Source organism: Pseudomonas sp. NPDC077649 (assembly GCF_044542855.1).
Taxonomy (GTDB): domain Bacteria; phylum Pseudomonadota; class Gammaproteobacteria; order Pseudomonadales; family Pseudomonadaceae; genus Aquipseudomonas.
In genome coordinates, this window is record NZ_JBITVF010000009.1 from 54,299 (window position 1) to 72,642 (window position 18,344).

Annotated in this window: 16 protein-coding genes; 11 read left to right on the forward strand and 5 right to left on the reverse strand. The window is 67.4% G+C overall.

Going from position 1 to position 18,344, the window contains the following annotated elements; genetic code table 11:
• Window positions 1-160 precede the first annotated feature (160 nt).
• Together ACIGFL_RS21945 and ACIGFL_RS21950 are read left to right on the forward strand one after the other, a co-directional pair.
• Window positions 161-373, forward strand: coding sequence for a cold-shock protein (locus tag ACIGFL_RS21945; protein ID WP_003298189.1), 213 nt, complete (start codon window positions 161-163; stop codon window positions 371-373).
• Between the two features lie 105 nt (window positions 374-478).
• Window positions 479-976, forward strand: coding sequence for an RDD family protein (locus ACIGFL_RS21950; RefSeq protein ID WP_397498561.1), 498 nt, complete (start codon window positions 479-481; stop codon window positions 974-976).
• A gap of 60 nt (window positions 977-1,036) precedes the next feature.
• Here the strand turns inward: ACIGFL_RS21950 and lptG are convergent, their stop codons facing one another.
• On the reverse strand, window positions 1,037-2,101 hold the full coding sequence (gene lptG, locus ACIGFL_RS21955; RefSeq protein ID WP_021442063.1) for an LPS export ABC transporter permease LptG: 1,065 nt from the start codon (window positions 2,099-2,101) through the stop codon (window positions 1,037-1,039).
• A complete protein-coding gene (gene lptF, locus ACIGFL_RS21960; protein ID WP_021442064.1) occupies window positions 2,094-3,218 on the reverse strand; it encodes an LPS export ABC transporter permease LptF in 1,125 nt (374 codons plus the stop codon). The genes lptG and lptF overlap by 8 nt, the downstream gene beginning before the upstream one ends.
• A gap of 141 nt (window positions 3,219-3,359) precedes the next feature.
• Between lptF and ACIGFL_RS21965 the strand changes: the two genes are divergently transcribed.
• The 9 genes from ACIGFL_RS21965 to rlmF all read left to right on the forward strand — a co-directional run bounded on the left by ACIGFL_RS21965 (window position 3,360) and on the right by rlmF (window position 15,338).
• Entirely contained in the window at window positions 3,360-4,841 is a 1,482-nt protein-coding gene (locus ACIGFL_RS21965; RefSeq protein ID WP_397498562.1) for a leucyl aminopeptidase, read from the forward strand.
• 130 nt (window positions 4,842-4,971) lie between these two features.
• Complete coding sequence (locus ACIGFL_RS21970; RefSeq protein WP_397498563.1) at window positions 4,972-5,388, forward strand: DNA polymerase III subunit chi; 417 nt, start codon at window positions 4,972-4,974, stop codon at window positions 5,386-5,388.
• 13 nt (window positions 5,389-5,401) lie between these two features.
• On the forward strand, window positions 5,402-5,818 hold the full coding sequence (locus tag ACIGFL_RS21975; protein ID WP_122108843.1) for a DNA polymerase III subunit chi: 417 nt from the start codon (window positions 5,402-5,404) through the stop codon (window positions 5,816-5,818).
• 126 nt (window positions 5,819-5,944) lie between these two features.
• Window positions 5,945-8,776 carry a valine--tRNA ligase gene (locus ACIGFL_RS21980; RefSeq protein WP_397498564.1) on the forward strand — a complete coding sequence of 944 codons (2,832 nt, stop codon included), beginning with the start codon at window positions 5,945-5,947 and terminating at the stop codon, window positions 8,774-8,776.
• A 103-nt stretch (window positions 8,777-8,879) separates the two neighbouring features.
• On the forward strand, window positions 8,880-10,310 hold the full coding sequence (gene nhaC / locus ACIGFL_RS21985; protein ID WP_397498565.1) for a Na+/H+ antiporter NhaC: 1,431 nt from the start codon (window positions 8,880-8,882) through the stop codon (window positions 10,308-10,310).
• 194 nt (window positions 10,311-10,504) lie between these two features.
• On the forward strand, window positions 10,505-11,881 hold the full coding sequence (gene nhaD / locus ACIGFL_RS21990) for a sodium:proton antiporter NhaD (RefSeq protein ID WP_021443322.1): 1,377 nt from the start codon (window positions 10,505-10,507) through the stop codon (window positions 11,879-11,881).
• 15 nt (window positions 11,882-11,896) lie between these two features.
• Window positions 11,897-12,193 carry a helix-turn-helix domain-containing protein gene (locus ACIGFL_RS21995; RefSeq protein WP_021443321.1) on the forward strand — a complete coding sequence of 99 codons (297 nt, stop codon included), beginning with the start codon at window positions 11,897-11,899 and terminating at the stop codon, window positions 12,191-12,193.
• A gap of 154 nt (window positions 12,194-12,347) precedes the next feature.
• Window positions 12,348-14,177 carry an SLC13 family permease gene (locus ACIGFL_RS22000; protein ID WP_397498566.1) on the forward strand — a complete coding sequence of 610 codons (1,830 nt, stop codon included), beginning with the start codon at window positions 12,348-12,350 and terminating at the stop codon, window positions 14,175-14,177.
• A gap of 159 nt (window positions 14,178-14,336) precedes the next feature.
• Window positions 14,337-15,338 carry a 23S rRNA (adenine(1618)-N(6))-methyltransferase RlmF gene (rlmF, locus tag ACIGFL_RS22005; RefSeq protein ID WP_397498610.1) on the forward strand — a complete coding sequence of 334 codons (1,002 nt, stop codon included), beginning with the start codon at window positions 14,337-14,339 and terminating at the stop codon, window positions 15,336-15,338.
• Window positions 15,339-15,453: 115 nt separating this feature from the next.
• Here rlmF and ACIGFL_RS22010 read toward each other — a convergent pair whose 3' ends face one another.
• From ACIGFL_RS22010 to ACIGFL_RS22020, 3 genes are all read right to left on the reverse strand, one after another.
• Window positions 15,454-16,698, reverse strand: a complete 1,245-nt coding sequence (locus ACIGFL_RS22010; RefSeq protein WP_397498567.1) for an SLC13 family permease — start codon at window positions 16,696-16,698, stop codon at window positions 15,454-15,456.
• An 87-nt stretch (window positions 16,699-16,785) separates the two neighbouring features.
• Entirely contained in the window at window positions 16,786-17,499 is a 714-nt protein-coding gene (locus ACIGFL_RS22015; protein ID WP_397498568.1) for a type 1 glutamine amidotransferase domain-containing protein, read from the reverse strand.
• Window positions 17,500-17,799: 300 nt separating this feature from the next.
• On the reverse strand, window positions 17,800-18,342 hold the full coding sequence (locus ACIGFL_RS22020; RefSeq protein ID WP_397498569.1) for an isochorismatase family protein: 543 nt from the start codon (window positions 18,340-18,342) through the stop codon (window positions 17,800-17,802).
• Window positions 18,343-18,344 lie beyond the last annotated feature (2 nt).

The window sequence follows — 18,344 nt, forward strand, 5'->3', positions numbered from 1 at the left end:
GAGTGATTGCACTGTTTGCATGGGTCGCTGTGAATCGTGACCTGATGCAGTAGATCATCAAGATCCGCTACATCCCGCTCGACTTCTATTACTCCTTGCAACCAGTCTCAGCCCTCTATAGTTAGAGGCTGTCATCAACTCTAGTTTCAAGGAAAAAGACATGTCGAATCGTCAGAACGGTACCGTCAAGTGGTTTAACGACGAGAAAGGTTTTGGTTTTATCACTCCCGAGAGCGGTCCGGATCTGTTCGTGCACTTCCGCGCGATCGAAGGCAATGGTTTCAAGAGCCTGAAAGAAGGTCAGAAAGTCAGCTTCGTCGCTGTGCAAGGTCAAAAAGGCATGCAGGCCGACCAGGTTCAGATCCTGGGCTGATCGCCGCTGCTTTGAAGAACCCCTGATGCTGCATCGGGGGTTTTTTTATGCCCATAGGAAAGTCGCGGTTAGAATGGCGCGCCCTATCGTCACAGCGAGCCCATCATGCCGAGACACCAGCTGCGCCCGCAGGGGGACTTCCCCACTGCCGGCCTGATCCGTCGCCTGGCGGCGATCTTCTACGACTTCCTGCTCTGCGTCGCGCTGATCATGGTGGTCACCCTGATCTATCAGCAGGGCATCCTGCGCCTGATCCACGGCAGCGAGACCCTGCTGGCCATGGCCGAAGCCGGCGCCCTGGACAACGACCCGATCCTGGCCAGCCTGGTGCTGCTCAGCCTGTTCGCCTTCTTCGCCAAGTTCTGGACCCACAACGGCCAGACCCTGGGCATGCAGGCCTGGGGCCTGCGCATCCAGAACGCCGACGGCAGCGCCATCGACCTGTGGCAGGCGCTGCTGCGCTTCGTGGTCGCCATCGGCTCCTGGCTGTTCGCCGGCCTCGGTTTTCTCTGGATGCTGTGGGACAAACAGGGCCGCACCTGGCACGACATTTACTCCGACAGCCGCGTGGTGCAGCTGCCGAAGAATATCCACAAGAAGTAGCGCGGCGCAGGCAGAAAAAAGCCGGCTCTGATAGCCGGCTTTTTCATGCGCACGCGCAGCTCAGCCCGCACGCCTCAGCAGCCACACCCCGGCCAGCGCGCAGATCCCCGCCGGCACCAGCACCGCCAGCAGCGGCGAGAAGCCGAACACCAGACTGGACGGCCCGAGCAGGTCCTGGGCGATGCGGAACACGAAGCCCACCAGCACGCCGGTGAACACCCGCTGCCCCAGGGTCACCGAGCGCAGCGGGCCGAAGATGAAGGAAATCGCCATCAACACCAGCGCGCCGGTCACCAGCGGCTGCAGCACCTTGCTCCAGAACGCCAGCCAGTAGCGGGCGTTGTTCAGGCCCTGCTCGCCCAGGTAGTGGATGTACTGCCACAGGCCGCTGACCGACAGCGACTCTGGCTCCATCACCACGGTGCTGAGCAGTTGCGGGCTCAATTCGATGTCCCAGCGCTCCTCGGGACTCTTGACCACCTCGGTGGCGCCTTCGCGGAAGTGGGTGGTCTGCACATTGCGCAACACCCAGTGATCGCCGCGGTGCTCGGCGCGCCGTGCAAAGCTGGCGGACTGCATGCGCCGTTCGTCGTCGAAGCGGTAGCGGGTCACCCCGAGCAGCAGGCCATTGGGTTGCACGGCGTTGATATGCACGTACTCCTGCCCCTGACGGTGCCACATGCCGCGCTTGGAGCTCTGCGCGGCGCCGCCGCCCTGGGCCAGGGCGCGGTCGGCCTGGGCCTGGTTCTCGGTCAGCGGCGCGACGTACTCGCCGACCAGAATGCCGGCCAGCATCAGCACCAGCATGGGCTTCATCACGGCCCAGACGATGCGGCCGATGGACACCCCGGCGGCGCGCATGATGGTCAGTTCGCTGTTGCTGGCCAGGCTGCCGAGGCCGATCAGGCAGCCGATCAGCGCCGCCATCGGCAGCATCTCGTAGGCACGCCGCGGCGCGGTCAGCAGCACGTACCAGAGCGCCTGGCCGACGCCGTAGTCGCCCTTGTTGAGGTCGCCCAGCTCGTCGATGAAGGCGAACAGCAGGGCCAGGCCGAGGATGATGCCCAGCACCGCGAGAATGGCCAGGAACACCTGGGTGCCGATGTACCTATCCAGCTTAGCCATGGGCCACCTCCACTGCCGCAGCGCGGCGGCCGGCCCACCACAGGCTCAATTGTTCCCAGTACAGCAGCAGCACACCGATCGCCAGGAAGATGCCATGCACCCACCACAGCCCCAGCCCGGGCGGCAGCTTGCCCTTGTCCAGCGCGCCGCGGGCCGCGATCAGCAGACCCAGATAGGCCATATACAGGAAGATTGCCGGCAACAGCTTGAGGAAGCGCCCCTGGCGCGGGTTGACCTTCGACAGCGGTACCGCCAGCAGGGTGACCACGAACACCAGCAGCGGAATCGACAGGCGCCACTGCAGTTCGGCCTGCAGGCGCGGATCATCGCTGCCCAGCAGCTCGCGGGTCGGCATCGCCTCGCGCTCGCTGGCCTCGATGGCCACCTCCGGCTTGGGCAGCAGCACGCCGTAGGTGTCGTACTGGATGGCGCGGTAATCGGCTTCGCCCGGCTCGCCGTCGTAGCGGTAGCCGTTCTCCAGGATCAAGTAGCGACTGCCGTCGGCCTGGATTTCCTGGCGCCCGCTCTCGGCCACCAGCACGGTGATGCCGCGTTCGGATCGACCGTCGGCGGAGAAGCGCTTCTCCGACATGAACACCCCGCGCAACTCGCTGCGGTCGGCCGACAGCTCCTGCGAATAGGTCACCCGCGAGCCGTCCTTCATCGACTGGAAGCGCCCCGGCACCAGGGTGTCCAGCTCGGTCAGGGCATCCTGTTCGTTGAGAATGCGCGACACCTCGGCCACGCCCTGCGGCGCCAGGCCCATGCTCAACCAGCCGGCCAGCAGGGCGACGATCAGCGCCGGCGCCATGCTGTAGGCGGTCAGCCGCTGCTGGCTGACGCCGGTGGCCGAGAGCACGGTCATTTCGCTGTCGAGATAGAGACGGCCATAGGCCAGGAGGAAACCGAGGAACAGGCCCAACGGCAGGATCAGCTGGAGGAAGCCGGGAATCCGGTACCCCATGATCAGAAACAGCACGCCGGGGTCCAGCGCCCCCTGCGCGGCCTGCGCCAGGTACTTGATGAAACGGCCGCTCATGATGATCACCAGCAGCACGGCGCTCACCGCACTGAGGGTTACCAGCACTTCGCGGGACAGATAACGGAAGACGATCAAACCGGACGCTCCAGGGTTGTCAGGCTCGGGCGCGAACGCTCACACTAGCCGCACCTTTGCCGGCCCGCCTTGCGGCGGGCCCTCGAAAAAATAGCGGGCATTATCCGCCAAACCCGACTCTTTGTCTTGGGGACAGCTCATATGGAATTCCTCGTCAAAAGCACCCGTCCGGAAACCCTGAAGACCGCCACCCTGGTGCTGGCCATCGGCGAAGGCCGCAAGCTGGGCGAAGCCGCCAAGGCCGTCGACGCGGCCAGCGGCGGCGCCCTCTCCGCCGTGCTCAAGCGTGGCGACATCGCCGGCAAGCCGGGCCAGACCCTGCTGCTGCACAGCCTGCCCGGACTCAAGGCCGAGCGCGTGCTGCTGGTGGGCAGCGGCAAGGGCGATCTATCCGACCGTCAGTTGCGCAAATTGGTTGCAAGCCTGCATGGCGTGCTCAAGGGCCTCGGCGGCAGCGACGCCGTGCTGGCCCTCGGCGAGCTCAAGGTCAAGGGGCGCGACGCCTACGGCAAGACGCGCCTGATCGTGGAAACCCTGGCCGACGGCGACTACCTGTTCGAGCAGTTCAAGAGCCAGAAGGCTGATGCCCGCGCACTGAAGAAGATCACCCTGATCGCCGACAAGGCCGAACTGGCCGCGGTCGAGCGCGGCGCGCAGCACGCCCGCGCCATCGCCAGCGGCATGGCCCTGACCAAGAACCTCGGCAACCTGCCGCCGAACCTCTGCCACCCCAGCTACCTGGCCGAAGAGGCCAAGGCCCTGGGCAAGGCGCACAAGAACCTCAAGGTGGACATCCTCGACGAGAAGAAGCTCAAGGAGCTCGGCGCCGGCGCCTTCCTCGCCGTGGCCCAGGGCAGCGAGCAGCCGCCGCGGATGATCGTCATGCACTACCAGGGCGGCAAGAAGGACGACAAACCCTTCGCCCTGGTCGGCAAGGGCATCACCTTCGACACCGGCGGCATCAGCATCAAGCCGGCGGCCGGCATGGACGAGATGAAGTACGACATGTGCGGCGCCGCCAGCGTGTTCGGCACCCTCAAGGCGGTACTCGAGCTGCAACTGCCGATCAACCTGGTGTGCCTGCTGGCCTGCGCCGAGAACATGCCCAGCGGCCGCGCCACTCGCCCCGGCGATATCGTCACCAGCATGAGCGGGCAGACCGTGGAGATCCTCAACACCGACGCCGAAGGCCGCCTGGTGCTGTGCGACACCCTGACCTACGCCGAGCGCTTCAAGCCGCAGGCGGTGATCGACATCGCCACCCTCACCGGCGCCTGCATCGTCGCCCTGGGCAGCAACGTCTCCGGCCTGATGGGCAACAACGAGGCGCTGATCAAGCAGATCCTCAAGGCCGGCGAGCAGGCCGACGACCGCGCCTGGCAGCTGCCGCTGTACGACGAATACCAGGAGCAGCTGGACAGCCCCTTCGCCGACATCGCCAATATCGGCGGGCCCAAGGCCGGCACCATCACCGCCGGCTGCTTCCTCTCGCGCTTCGCCAAGAACTATCACTGGGCGCACCTGGATATCGCCGGCACCGCCTGGATCAGCGGCGGCAAGGACAAGGGCGCCACCGGCCGCCCGGTGCCGCTGCTGACCCAGTACCTGCTGGATCGCGCGTAGGTTGGCGCTGAGCGCAGCGAAGCCCGACGAGGAGCGCGCAGCGCTCCGCCCGGCGGCCTGAAGCCAAGGCCGCCGAGCACATTGGCAACTCAAGCCCCCCAGCCACCCATAGCGTTCCCCGAGCCCCCTCATGCGTATCGAGTTCTACGTCCTCTCCTCCAGCGACGCCGAAGGCCGCCTGCGTGCCGCCTGCCAACTGGCGCTGAAGGCCTGGAGCGCCGGCCTGCCGGTGTTCGTCCGCGGCGGCGACACGGCGCAGTGCGAGGCGCTGGACCAGTTGCTGTGGGAGTTCAAGGCCGAGCGCTTCGTGCCCCACGACCTGCACCGCGATGCCCCGCAGTCGCCGGTGACCCTGGGCCTGGACGAGGCGCCGGGCTTCGAGCAGGGCGTGCTGATCAACCTCGGCAGCAGCCTGTCGCCGCATGTCGAACGCTTCGCGCGGATCATCGAGATCGTCAACCAACAGCCGGATCTACTCGACGCCTGTCGCGAGAATTTCCGTACCTATCGCCAGCGCGGGTATGATCCCAAGCGCGTAGAACTGTAAAGCGCGTCGCCCCATGGACAAGCCCCCGCACAAGCCGACCCAACTGCTCAACGACCTCGAGTCGATCCGCGAACTGCTGGGCGACGAAAGCCTCGAGCCGCCGCTGCTGATCGATTCGCTCGACCCGGACAGCATCCCGGTGCTCTCCGATATCGTCAGCGCGCCGCCCGGCCCGCCGCCACCCTTCAATATCGCCCCGCCGCCCAGCGGCCCGTCGGCCGCTGCCAGCAGCGCCACGCTGCGCGCCAGCTTGGAGCCGCGCCTGCAAGACAGCGCCCGCGACCTGCAGCGCCTGGACGGCGAACTGCGCGCCGCTGCGCAACTGATCCTGCAGGACGTGATCGACGATTTCGTGCCGCAGATCGAGGCCGAACTCAAGCGCCGCCTGGAAGCCCGCCTGCCGCGCCTGCTGCCGCCGCGCAAACCCTGACCTGCCCCTAACGCCTCTGGTGCGGCCCCACTACCGCTCGCTGACGCGCTGCCCTTACGCCGCAAGGCCCATCCCCGTTATACTTGCCGGCTTTTCCGATCAGCCGTCACAAGGGTCCCGCCGCGCATGGACAAGACCTACCAGCCGCACGCCATCGAATCCAACTGGTACCAGACCTGGGAGCAGAACAACTACTTCGCCCCACAGGGTAGCGGTGAGCCGTACTGCATCATGATCCCGCCGCCGAACGTCACCGGCAGCCTGCACATGGGCCACGGCTTCAACAACTCGATCATGGACTGCCTGATCCGCTTCCGCCGCATGCAGGGCCGCAACACCCTGTGGCAGCCGGGCACCGACCACGCGGGCATCGCCACCCAGATGGTGGTGGAGCGCCAGCTGGCCGCGCAGGGCATCGGCCGTCACGACCTGGGCCGCGAGAAGTTCCTGGAGAAGGTCTGGGAGTGGAAGGAACAGTCCGGCGGCACCATCACCCGGCAGATCCGTCGCCTGGGCAGCTCGGTGGACTGGTCGCGCGAGCGCTTCACCATGGACGAGGGCCTCTCGGAAGCAGTCAAGGAAGCCTTCGTGCGCCTGCATCAGGACGGCCTGATCTATCGCGGCAAGCGCCTGGTCAACTGGGACACCAAGTTCCACACCGCCATCTCCGACCTCGAAGTGGAAAACCACGACGAGAAGGGCCACCTGTGGAACCTGCGCTACCCGCTGGCCGACGGCAAGAAGACCGCCGACGGCAAGGATCATCTGATCGTCGCCACCACCCGCCCGGAAACCATGCTCGGCGACGCCGCCGTGGCCGTGCACCCGGAGGACGAGCGCTATAAGGCGCTGATCGGCAGCTTCGTCGAACTGCCGCTGGTGGGCCGCCGCATCCCGATCATCGCCGATGACTACTGCGACCCCGAGTTCGGCACCGGCTGCGTGAAGATCACCCCGGCGCACGACTTCAACGACTATGAAGTCGGCAAGCGCCACAACCTGCCGCTGATCAATATCTTCGATGCCGACGCCGCGGTACTGGCGCGCGCCCAGGTGTTCAATATCGACGGCAGCGTCAACACCGGGGTCGACGGCAGCCTGCCGGCCGAATACGCCGGCCTGGACCGCTTCGAGGCGCGCAAGCGCATCGTCGCCGCCTTCGAAGCCGCAGGCCTCTTGGAGAAGATCGAAGACCACGCCCTGAAAGTGCCGAAGGGCGACCGCTCCGGCACCGTGATCGAGCCCTGGCTGACCGACCAGTGGTACGTCTCCACCAAGCCGCTGGCCGAGAAGGCCATCGCCGTGGTCGAGAGCGGCGAGATCCAGTTCGTGCCCAAGCAGTACGAAAACATGTACTTCAGCTGGATGCGCGACATCCAGGACTGGTGCATCAGCCGTCAGCTGTGGTGGGGCCACCGCATCCCGGCCTGGTACGACGAGGCCGGCAACGTCTATGTCGGCCGCGACGAGGCGGAAGTGCGCGCCCAGCACAACCTGGGTGACATCGCCCTGCGTCAGGACGAAGACGTGCTGGACACCTGGTTCAGCTCCGGTCTGTGGACCTTCTCCACCCTCGGCTGGCCCGAGCAGACCGATTTCCTCAAGACCTTCCACCCGACCGACGTACTGGTCACCGGCTTCGACATCATCTTCTTCTGGGTCGCCCGGATGATCATGCTGTCGACCCACCTGACCGGGCAGATCCCGTTCAAGACCGTGTACGTGCACGGCCTGGTGCGCGACGGCCAGGGGCAGAAGATGTCCAAGTCCAAGGGCAACGTGCTCGACCCGCTGGACATAGTCGACGGCATCAGCCTGGACGAGCTGCTGGAAAAACGCACCAGCGGCATGATGCAGCCCAAGCTGGCCGAGAAGATCGCCAAGCAGACCCGCGCCGAGTTCCCCGAAGGCATCGCCGCCTACGGCACCGACGCCCTGCGCTTCACCAACCTGGCGCTGGCCTCCACCGGCCGCGACATCAAGTTCGACATGGGCCGCGTCGAGGGCTACCGCAACTTCTGCAACAAGCTGTGGAACGCCGCCAACTTCGTCATCGAGAACACCGATGGCCAGGACACCGGCGTCAACGGCGAGCCAGTGGATCTGTCGCCGGTCGACCGCTGGATCATCTCCGCCCTGCAGCGCTGCGAGCAGGACGTCACCCGCCACCTCGACGCCTTCCGCTTCGACATGGCGGCACAAGCCTTGTATGAGTTCATCTGGGACGAGTACTGCGCCTGGTACCTGGAGCTGGTCAAGCCGGTGCTGTGGGACGAGAACGCCCCGATCGAACGCCAGCGCGGCACCCGCCGCACCCTGGTGCGCGTGCTGGAAGTGATCCTGCGCCTGGCCCACCCCTTCATGCCCTTCATCACCGAGGAAATCTGGCAGCGCATCAAGGCCCTGGCCGGCAAGGACGGCGCCACCCTGATGCTGCAGCCCTGGCCGGTCGCCGCCGAGGAGCGCATCGACGCCGCCGCCGAGGCCGATATCGAGTGGGTCAAGCAGCTGATGCTCGGCGTGCGCCAGATCCGTGGCGAGATGAAGATCTCCATGGCCAAGCGCATCGACATCATCGTGCAGAACGCCGCGGCCTCCGACCTGCGCCGCCTGGCCGACTTCGAGCCGCTGCTGAACAAGCTGGCCAAGCTGGAATCGGTGCGCGTACTGGCCGCCGGTGAAGAAGCGCCGATGTCCGCCACCGCCCTGGTCGGCGAGATGCAGGTGCTGGTGCCGATGGCCGGGCTGATCGACAAGGACGCCGAGCTGGCGCGCCTGGACAAGGAAATCGCCCGCCTGCAGGGCGAGGTGCAGCGCGTCGGCGGCAAGCTCGCCAACGAAGGCTTCGTCGCCAAGGCGCCGGCCGAAGTGCTGGACAAGGAACGCGCCAAGCTGGCCGAGGCCGAGCAAGCGCTGAGCAAGCTGGTGGAGCAGCGCGGCAAGATCGCCGCGCTCTAATCCCTGCGCAATACCCACAGGCCCGCGCCCTAACCGGCGCGGGTTTTGTTTTTTCTGCAGAGGCCCGACTCGGCCTCCGTTTCATCGATTGACCGGTACACCCATGACTGCCCGCTCCCCTTCCCTACTCGACGCGCTGCTGCCGATCGGCGTGCTGGTGCTGCTGCTCGGCCTTTCCGTCTACCTGTTCGGCGACGGCTCCTCCAGCGGGCCGAACCAGATCGCCCTGATGAGCGCCGCCTTCGTCGCCGGCCTGGTCGGCCTGAAGAACGGCCTGCGCTGGGCCGAGATCGAGGAAGGCATACTCGCCGGCATCCATATGGCGATGAAGGCCAACCTGATCCTGCTGGCGGTCGGCGCCCTGATCGGCACCTGGATTCTCGCCGGCACCGTGCCGACCATGATCTGGCTCGGCCTGAAGCTGATCAGCGCCGAGTACTTCTACCTCACCAGTTGCCTGATCTGCGCGCTCACCGCGCTGTCGATCGGCAGCTCCTGGACGGTGGCCGGAACCCTCGGCATCGGCCTGATGGGCGTGGCCGCGGGTCTGGGTCTGGATCCGGCGATCACCGCGGGGGCGATCATTTCCGGCGCCTACTTCGGCGACAAGCTGTCGCCGCTGTCGGACACCACCAACCTGGCCCCGGCCGCCGCCGGCGCCGAGCTGTTCGCGCATATCCGCAACATGCTGCGCACCACGCTACCGGCGCTGCTGATCGCCCTGGCGATCTTCTTCGTGCTCGGCCAGCAGGCCGGCGCCAGCCACGACACCGGGCGCATCGCCGAGGTGCTGGCGGCGCTGGAAACGCAGTTCAGTCTGGGCTGGCACCTGCTGCTGCCGGTGGCCTTTCTGCTGCTGCTCGCGGTGCGCCAGTGGGCGGCCTTCCCCGCGGTGTTTCTCGCCGCCCTGCTCGGCGCGCTGTTCGCCGTGCTGTTCCAACCCGAAGTGATGAGCCGCCTGGCCGATCCGGCGGCCGGCGCCCTGGCGCCGCTGAAGACGGTATGGAGCGCGCTGTTCGCCGGCTATCAGTCGGCCAGCGGCAACGCCGAGCTGGACGGCCTGCTGTCCAAGGGCGGTATGGCCAGCATGCTCACCACCGTGTGGCTGATCATCTGCGCCATGTGCTTCGGCGGTGTGCTGGAGCGCCTCGGCCTGCTCCAGCGCCTGCTGCACAGCGCGCTGCGCCTGGTACGCAGCGACAGCGGTCTGGTCGCCAGCACCATCACCACCAGCATCGGCACCAACGTCATCACCGCCGACCAGTACATCGCCCTGGTGCTGCCGGGGCGCATGTACCGCGCCGAGTACGAGAAGCGCGGCCTGCCGCCGACCAGCCTGTCGCGCGCCCTGGAAGACGGCGGCACCCTGACCTCGGTGCTGGTGCCCTGGAACACCTGCGGCGCCTACATGGCCGCCACCCTCGGCGTGGCCACCCTGAGCTACCTGCCCTACTGCTTCTTCAACCTGATCATGCCGCTGCTGGCCATCGCCCTGGCCTATATCGCGCCGCCCAAGCCGCAAGCGCTCGACTAGGCATCCGCGCTAGCCACCGGGGCGACCGCCGCGCCGTCCCGGGACTCCTCATCAGGTCGCAAAACGCTGATGCTGTTTGCCCCTTTTCGCCATAAAAGCCTTCCCTTTTTCCAATTGATTCAGGCATCTTCAGCCGCCTGGCTACAGCCTCCGGCACTTCCCGACCAATAAAAATCAGAACGGAACCCCCGAACATGTATGCGTTGATGGCACTCGTCTTTGTCCTCGGCTACCTGTGCATCGCACTGGAGCACCCGTTAAAGATCGACAAGGCGGCCTCCGCGCTGCTCACCGCCGTGGTCGCCTGGACCATCCTGGTACTGGGCGCCGACAGCATCCTGCCGCTGCTGGGCACCGGCACCGCCGGCGCCAGCACCAACACCCATCACGTGGTCGAGGAACTGCGCCACCACCTGGGCGAGATCTCCGAGATCCTGTTCTTCCTCATGGGCGCCATGACCATAGTCGAGCTGATCGACGCCCACGAAGGCTTCAAGGTGATCACCGACCGCATCCGCACCACCAAGCGTGTGCACCTGCTGTGGCTGGTGGGGCTGATCACCTTCTTCCTCTCCGCCGCGCTGGACAACCTGGCCACCACCATCGTGATGATCTCGCTGCTGCGCAAGCTGATCGCCGACCAGCACGAGCGCTGGTTCTACGCCGGCATCGTGGTGATCGCCGCCAACTCCGGCGGCGCCTGGTCGCCCATCGGCGACGTCACCACCACCATGCTGTGGATCGGCGAGCAGGTCACCGCCACCGGCATCATCGCCAAGCTGTTCCTGCCCAGCCTGGTCTGCCTGCTGGTGCCGCTGATCCTCATGAGCTTCGTGCTCAAGGGCGAGGTCACCCCGCCGCGGCTCAAGGAAAGCGCCGAAAGCCGCCGCGACCCGACCACCCCGTTCGAGCGCAACCTGGTGTTCTGCTTAGGGCTAGGCGCGCTGATCTTCGTCCCGGTGTTCAAGACCATCACCCACCTGCCGCCGTACATGGGCATCCTCTTCGGCCTCGGCCTGCTGTGGGTGACCACCGAAATCATCCACCGCAGCAAGAACAGCGAGGACAAGGACCCGCTGTCGGTGGTCGGCGTGCTGCGCCGCATCGACATCACCAGCGTGCTGTTCTTCCTCGGCATCCTGCTGGCGGTGTCGGCGCTGTCCAGCGCCGGCCACCTGATCCAGGTCGCCACCTACCTCAAGGACAGCCTGGGCAACGTCTACAGCATCGCCATCTCCATCGGCATGCTGTCGGCGGTGGTGGACAACGTGCCGATGGTCGCCGGTGCGATGAAGATGTACCCGCTGGTCAGCCCGGAAACCCTGGCCACCGCCGCCGCCAGCGAACTGCCCTGGCTGCGCAACTTCGTGGTCAACGGCAACTTCTGGGAAATGCTCGCCTACTGCGCCGGCACCGGCGGCAGCTGCCTGATCATCGGCTCGGCGGCCGGGGTGGCCGCCATGGGCATGGAGAAGATCAACTTCATCTGGTACCTGAAGAAGATCACCGGCCTGGCCTTTATCGGCTACCTGGCCGGCGCCGCCACCTATATCGCCATCGCCAGCCTGTAACAGGGAGCGCCGCACATGGACGTGAGCAAGACCCGCACCAGCTTCTACCGCCGCCTCTACGTCGCCTGGCTGATCGACAGCGGCCAGGCCACCAGCGTGCCGGCGCTGATGGCCGCCACCGGCATGCCACGGCGCACCGCCCAGGACACCCTGGCGGCGCTGGCCGAACTGGATATCGACTGCCAGTTCGAGCAGAACGCGGGCGAGCGCAACAACGCCGGGCACTACCTGATCCGCGACTGGGGCCCCTTCGACAAGCGCTGGATCGCCGCTAACCTGCAACAGATCAAGACCACCCTCGGTTATCCCTGAAATACTCGCCAGCATTTAGAGCCTGCTCACAGCCTAGCGAGCTAGGTTCCTGCAAGGCGAAAACAGGAGAGGAGGCGCAGTTTACTTGTGGTAAATGAGCACTCCGAGCCTGTTTTCAACGCAGCAGGTTGTGAGCAGGCGTTAGAGAGTTGCGATGAATCCGGATCTGCTCTGGGTGCTGGGCCTGCTGGCCGGCGCCGTCACCCTCTTCGTCATCGGCAAGCCGCGCATGGACGTGGTCGCCCTGCTGGTGCTGGTCGCCCTGCCGCTGAGCGGCGTGCTCGACCTGCAACAGAGCCTGGCCGGCTTCAGCGACGCCAACGTGATCCTGATCGCCGCGCTGTTCGTCATCGGCGACGGCCTGGTGCGCACCGGCATCGCCTACCGCCTCGGCGACTGGCTGGTGGCCAGGGCCGATAGCAGCGAGACGCGCCTGTTGATCCTGCTGATGCTGACGGTCGCCGGCCTCGGCTCGGTGATGAGCTCCACCGGCGTGGTGGCGATCTTCATCCCGGTGGTGCTCGGCGTCGCCGCGCGCCTGCGCATCGCCCCGGCGCGGCTGATGATGCCGCTGGCCTTCGCCGGGCTGATCAGCGGCATGCTCACCCTGGTGGCCACCCCGCCCAACCTGGTGGTGCACGCCGAACTGCGCCGCGCCGGCCTGGACGGTTTTTCCTTCTTCGACTTCACCCCCATCGGCCTGGCCGTGCTGCTGCTCGGCATCGGCTACATGCTGCTGGCGCGGCGCTGGCTGGTGCGCAGCGCGGCCGGCAAGGGCGATGAGCCGCCACGCCTGACCCTCGCCGACCTGGCCGAACGCTACCGCCTGAACGGCCGCGAGCGGCGCCTGCTACTGCGCGCCGACTCGCCGCTGGCCAACCAGGTGCTCAACGAGCTGGCGCTGCGCCGCGACTACGGCATCAACGTGATCGCCGTCGAGCGCCGCCGACGCCTGCGCAGCCTGCTGCTGGTGGCCAGCGGCAACACCCAGCTGGAGCCCGGCGACGTGCTGCTGGTGGACATCGCCAGCCCCGCCATCGACCTGCTCGGCAGCTACCAGGCGCTGGGCCTGGAACCCATGCCGCTGCCGCACTCCTACTTCAGCCGGCACGCCCACCAGCTGGGCCTGGCCGAGGTGGCGCTGCCGCCGGAGTCGCAGCTGCCGGGCAAGACCATCCAGGAACTGGGCTTTCGCTCGCGGCACAAGCTCAACGTGGTCGGCCTGCGCCGCCAGGGTCGGGCCCTGGAAGGCCTGCTGGTGGACGAGAAGCTCAAGGCCTCGGACTGCCTGCTGGTGGCCGGCGAATGGAAGGACATCCACCGCCTGCAGACGCAGAGCCGCGATTTCCTGGTACTCAGCCTGCCGGCGGAAGTGGCCGAGGTGGCGCCGGCCGCGCGCAAGGCGCCCTACGCCCTGCTCAGCCTGGCGGTGATGGTGGCGCTGATGGTTTCCGGCCTGGTGCCCAACGTGCTGGCCGCGCTGATCGCCTGCCTGCTGCTGGGCGCGTTTCGCTGCATCGACCTCGATAGCGCCTACCGCGCCATCCACTGGCCGACGCTGATCCTCATCGTCGGCATGCTGCCCTTCGCCCAGGCCCTGCAGCAGACCGGCGGCGTCGAGCTGGCGGTCCAGCTGCTGGTCGGCGGCCTGGGCGGCGCCGGGCCCTACCTGATCCTCGCCAGCCTGTTCGCCCTGACCGCGCTGATCGGTCTGTTCATCTCCAACACCGCCACCGCGGTGCTGATGGCGCCGGTGGCCATCGCCACCGCGCAGGCGCTGGACGCCTCGCCGCTGCCCTTCGCCATGACCGTGGCGCTGGCCGCCTCGGCGGCGTTCATGACGCCGATCTCTTCGCCGGTCAACACCCTGGTGCTCGGCCCTGGCCAGTACCGCTTCGGCGACTTCGTGCGCATCGGCGTGCCCTTCACCCTGCTGGTGATGGTCGTCAGCGTGCTGCTGGTGCCGCTGATTTTTCCGCTGTAGCGCGGGGGATCACCAAGCGTAGGAGCGAGCTCTGCTCGCGAAGCTTTTGCCGCTAGCCAGGTTCGCTGAAGGCCAACGAATTCGCGAGCAGAGCTCGCTCCTACAAAGCCCGGCCTGGCTGTGGGAAAATCCCGCGCCCCGACTCGCCAGATGCCCGCCATGCCCCAGCCGCCGAAACGCCCGCGCAAGCCCGCCCCGCCCGCCGTCAAGACCGCTCCGGCCAAGGGCCAGCTGCACCCGCGCAACCGCCACCAGGGCCATTACGACTTTCCCGCGCTGATCCAGCTCAGCCCCGATCTGGGCCGCTTCGTCATCAGCAATCCCTATGGCAAGCCGAGCATCGACTTCGCCGATCCGGCCGCCGTGAAAGTATTCAACCGCGCCCTGCTCAAGCAGTTCTACGGCATCGAGCACTGGGACATTCCCGACGGCTACCTGTGCCCACCGATCCCCGGGCGCGCCGATTACCTGCACAACCTCGCCGATCTGCTGGCCAGCGAAAATGCCGGGCAGATCCCGCGTGGCGGCGCCATCCGCGCCCTGGATATCGGCGTCGGCGCCAACTGCATCTACCCGCTGATCGGCCACTGCGAATACGGCTGGCACTTCACCGGCGCCGATATCGCCGCCGAGGCGCTGGCCTCGGCGCGCGCCATAGTCGCCGCCAACCCACAGCTGGCCGGCGCCGTCGAGCTGCGCCAGCAAGGCGCGCCGCAGCACATCTTCCAGGGCCTGCTGCAGCCCGGCGAACGCTTCGACCTGAGCCTGTGCAACCCGCCCTTCCACGCCAGCGCCGACGACGCCAGCCGCGGCAGCACGCGCAAGTGGCGCAACCTCGGCAAGCTCGACCCCAAGCGCAAGCTGCCGGTGCTCAACTTCGGCGGCCAGGCCGCCGAGCTGTGGTGCCCGGGCGGCGAGGCGGCCTTCCTCAAGCGCATGGCCAGCGAGAGCGCGCAGGTGGCCGAGCAGCTGCTGTGGTTCAGCAGCCTGGTGTCCAAGGGCGGCAACGTCGAACTGCTGCAAGGCTGGCTGGCCAAGGCCGGCGCGTGTGAGGTGCGGGTGCTGGGCATGGCCCAGGGCCAGAAGCAGAGCCGCCTGGTGGCCTGGAGCTTCAAGGATGCCGAGCAGCGCAGCGCCTGGCGAAAAAGCCACTGGGGCTGAGCCAGCCATGCAGGGCGTACTCGCGAGGTAGGGCGTACGCGGCGTTGGCATCCGGCGTCGCGCTAGCTCCTGCATCCGTGCAGTGGTGGCGAGGCAGTGCGCCGCTCTGCCGCTTCTACCAGGGCAACCAGCCGCCCAGGCCCAGCCACAGCCCGGCCGCGGTCATGCTCAGCAGGGTCACCGGCACGCCGCTGCGGGCGTAGTCGACGAAGCCCAGCACCACGCCCTGGCGGCGCGCGCCCTCGGCGACGATCAGGTTGACCACGCTGCCGATCAGCAGCAGGTTGCCGGCCAGGGTCGACATCAGCGCCAGGCCCACCAGCACCGGCTCGGACATTTCCGGCAGCAGGCCCAGCAGCAGCACCACGAAGGGCACGTTGCCGATCAGGTTGCTGGCCAGCAGCGAGGCCGAGGCCAGCGCCCACACACCCTGCGGCAACAACCCCTGTTCGGCGAGCCAGTGGCCGGCGCCGGCCAGCTCCGGCAACTCCAGCGCCGCGCCGCTGACCAGAAACAGCCCGGCGAACAGCAGCAGCAGGTTCCAGTCCACCTTGTGCACGTAGTCGCGGCTGTCCACCCGCCGCGACACCATCACCAGCGCCGCCACCAGCAACGCCGACAGCTCGCGCGGCAGCGCCGTGGCGAACAGCGCCAGCAGCGCCAGGCTGGCCGCCAGCGGCTTGAGGTAGCTGTGCGCGCCGTAGATCCGCGCCGCCGGGGTTTCCTCCACCGGCAGCGGCTGCGGCGTGCCCCAGCGCCCCCGCCACTGCAGCCAGAGCACGGCGTAGACGATGGCCATGGCCAGCAGCGCCACCGGCGCGGCCAGGGCCAGGTAGCCCCAGAAATCCAGGCCGCCGGCCTGGCCGATGAGGATGTTCTGCGGGTTGCCGATCAGGCTGGCGGCCGAGCCGGCGTTGCACGACAGCGCCAGGGCCAGGAGAAACGGCCGCGGGTCGAGGCCGCGCAGCTGCAGGCTGTGGCACAGCAGCGGGGTTAGGGCGAAGGCGACGATATCGTTGACCAGCAGCGCCGAGAGCAGCCCGCCGAGCAGCACCACCCCGGCCAGCAGCACCGCCGGACGCTGGGCATGGTGGGTCAGGTACTGGTTGAGCCAGGCGTACACCCCGGAGAAGTCGAACTGCGCGGAAATCAGCATCAGCGCCAGCAGCAGCAGCAAGGCCCCGGCATCCAGGTGCCGCGCCGCCTCGTCCATGCTCAGCGCGCCGCTGACCAGCAACAGCACCGCGGCGCAGCCGGCGATCCAGCTGCGGTCGATGCGCAGCCCGCGCACGCCGCCGGCGGCCATGCCCAGGTAGGTGAAAAAGAACAGGCCGATAACCAGCCAGGAATTGATCGTCATGCCCGCTCCGCCCAGTGCGCCGCCCCTGCCTGCGTGGCAGTAGCGGCGCACTCTAGCGCCAGCGGCGGGACAAGGGAATGGGGCGCCTCAGGCCCCGACCATGCCCTCAGGCGCCGCCCCCTGCTGCAGCTCGGCCAGCACCAGATCGGCCACCGGCCCGCCGGAGGCCGGGTTCTGCCCGGTGATCAGGCGCTGGTCGGCGATGGCGAACGGCAGCCAGGGCTCCGGCGCCTTCTCGTAGTGGGCGCCGCGCCGGACCAGTTCGGTCTCGGTGAGAAACGGCACGTGCTGATCCAGCTGGACGAGCTTCTCCTCGGTATTGGAGAACCCGGTGACGCGCTTGCCGGCCACCAGCAGCGCGCCGTCGGACAGCTTGATATTGAGCAGGCCCACCGCGCCGTGGCAGACCGAGGACACCACCCCGCCGGCCTCGTAGATGTCGCGGGCCAGCGCCTGCAGCGCGGCGTTGTCGGGGAAGTCCCAGAGCACCCCGTGACCGCCGGCGTAGTAGATCGCAGCGTAGTCCTCGGCCTTGACCCGATCCGGGCGCTGGGTGGCGCCGAGGCGGTTCATAAAGGCCTTGTCCTGATACCACTGCCAGTCCACCGGTTCGGCCATGGCCAGGCTGTGCGGGTCGATGGGCGTATAGCCGCCCAGCGGGCTGATGTAGTCGACCGTGTGGCCGTCCGCCTGCAGTTTCTTGACGAAATGCACCGCCTCGCCCAGCCACAGGCCGGTGGCCCGGTCGAGGTTGGGATACTTGGCCACGCTGGTCAGCACCACCAGGATCTTCTTGCCCATCGCATCTGCTCCTGTAGCGGGTGAAGGGCGCCGCCCGCGCGGCGCATACCCCACCACAGTAGAACAGTTGCCGGCCCTTTCCCCGCCAGCGGACGGACGGCCCTGGCGCTGGCGTGGATGTCGCTTTTCACATCCGCCAGAACGCTGGATCGGCGACGCGTGATCCATCCTCCGCGCTGCCACGGAAAGCGACAGATCATTCGTATCGCGACACGAGTGGATCCCCGCCTTCGCGGGGATGACGGGAGTTGGATTGGTCATTCCCGCGCAGGCGGGAACCCAGCAAGCCGCGTGAAAACGCTAGCGGATAAACTCGCGGCTGACCTGGCGGAACAGCTCGCTGCCGGCTTGCCCCAGCCACTCGAAGGCGACCATCTCGCGCGAGACGATCGCCGCCCCGGCGCGCTGCATGCGCGCCAGGCCCAGGGCCTTGTCGCGCGGCGTGCGCGAACCCACCGCCTCGTCCACCACGAACACCTCGCGCCCGGCGGCCAGCAGGCCGAGCACCGTCTGCAGCACGCAGACGTGGGTTTCCGCGCCCATCACCACGAACTGCCGACGCGCGCCGCCCGGCAGGTCGAACAGCCCGGCGCCGGCCGTGGCGGCAAAGTGGATCTTCTCGCGCAGCGCGCCCGCCGGCAGCAGTTCGCGCAGCGGCGCCAGGGTCGGCCCCAGGCCCTTGGGGTACTGCTCGGTGGCGATCACCGGCACCTGCAGGCGCTGCGCCAGACGCAGCAGCCAGGCGGCCTGCTCGGCCAGCTCGGCGGCGCCGTCGATGGCCGGCAGCAGGCGTTCCTGCAGGTCGATCAGCAGCAGGGTGGACTCATTGGCTTGCATCAACATCG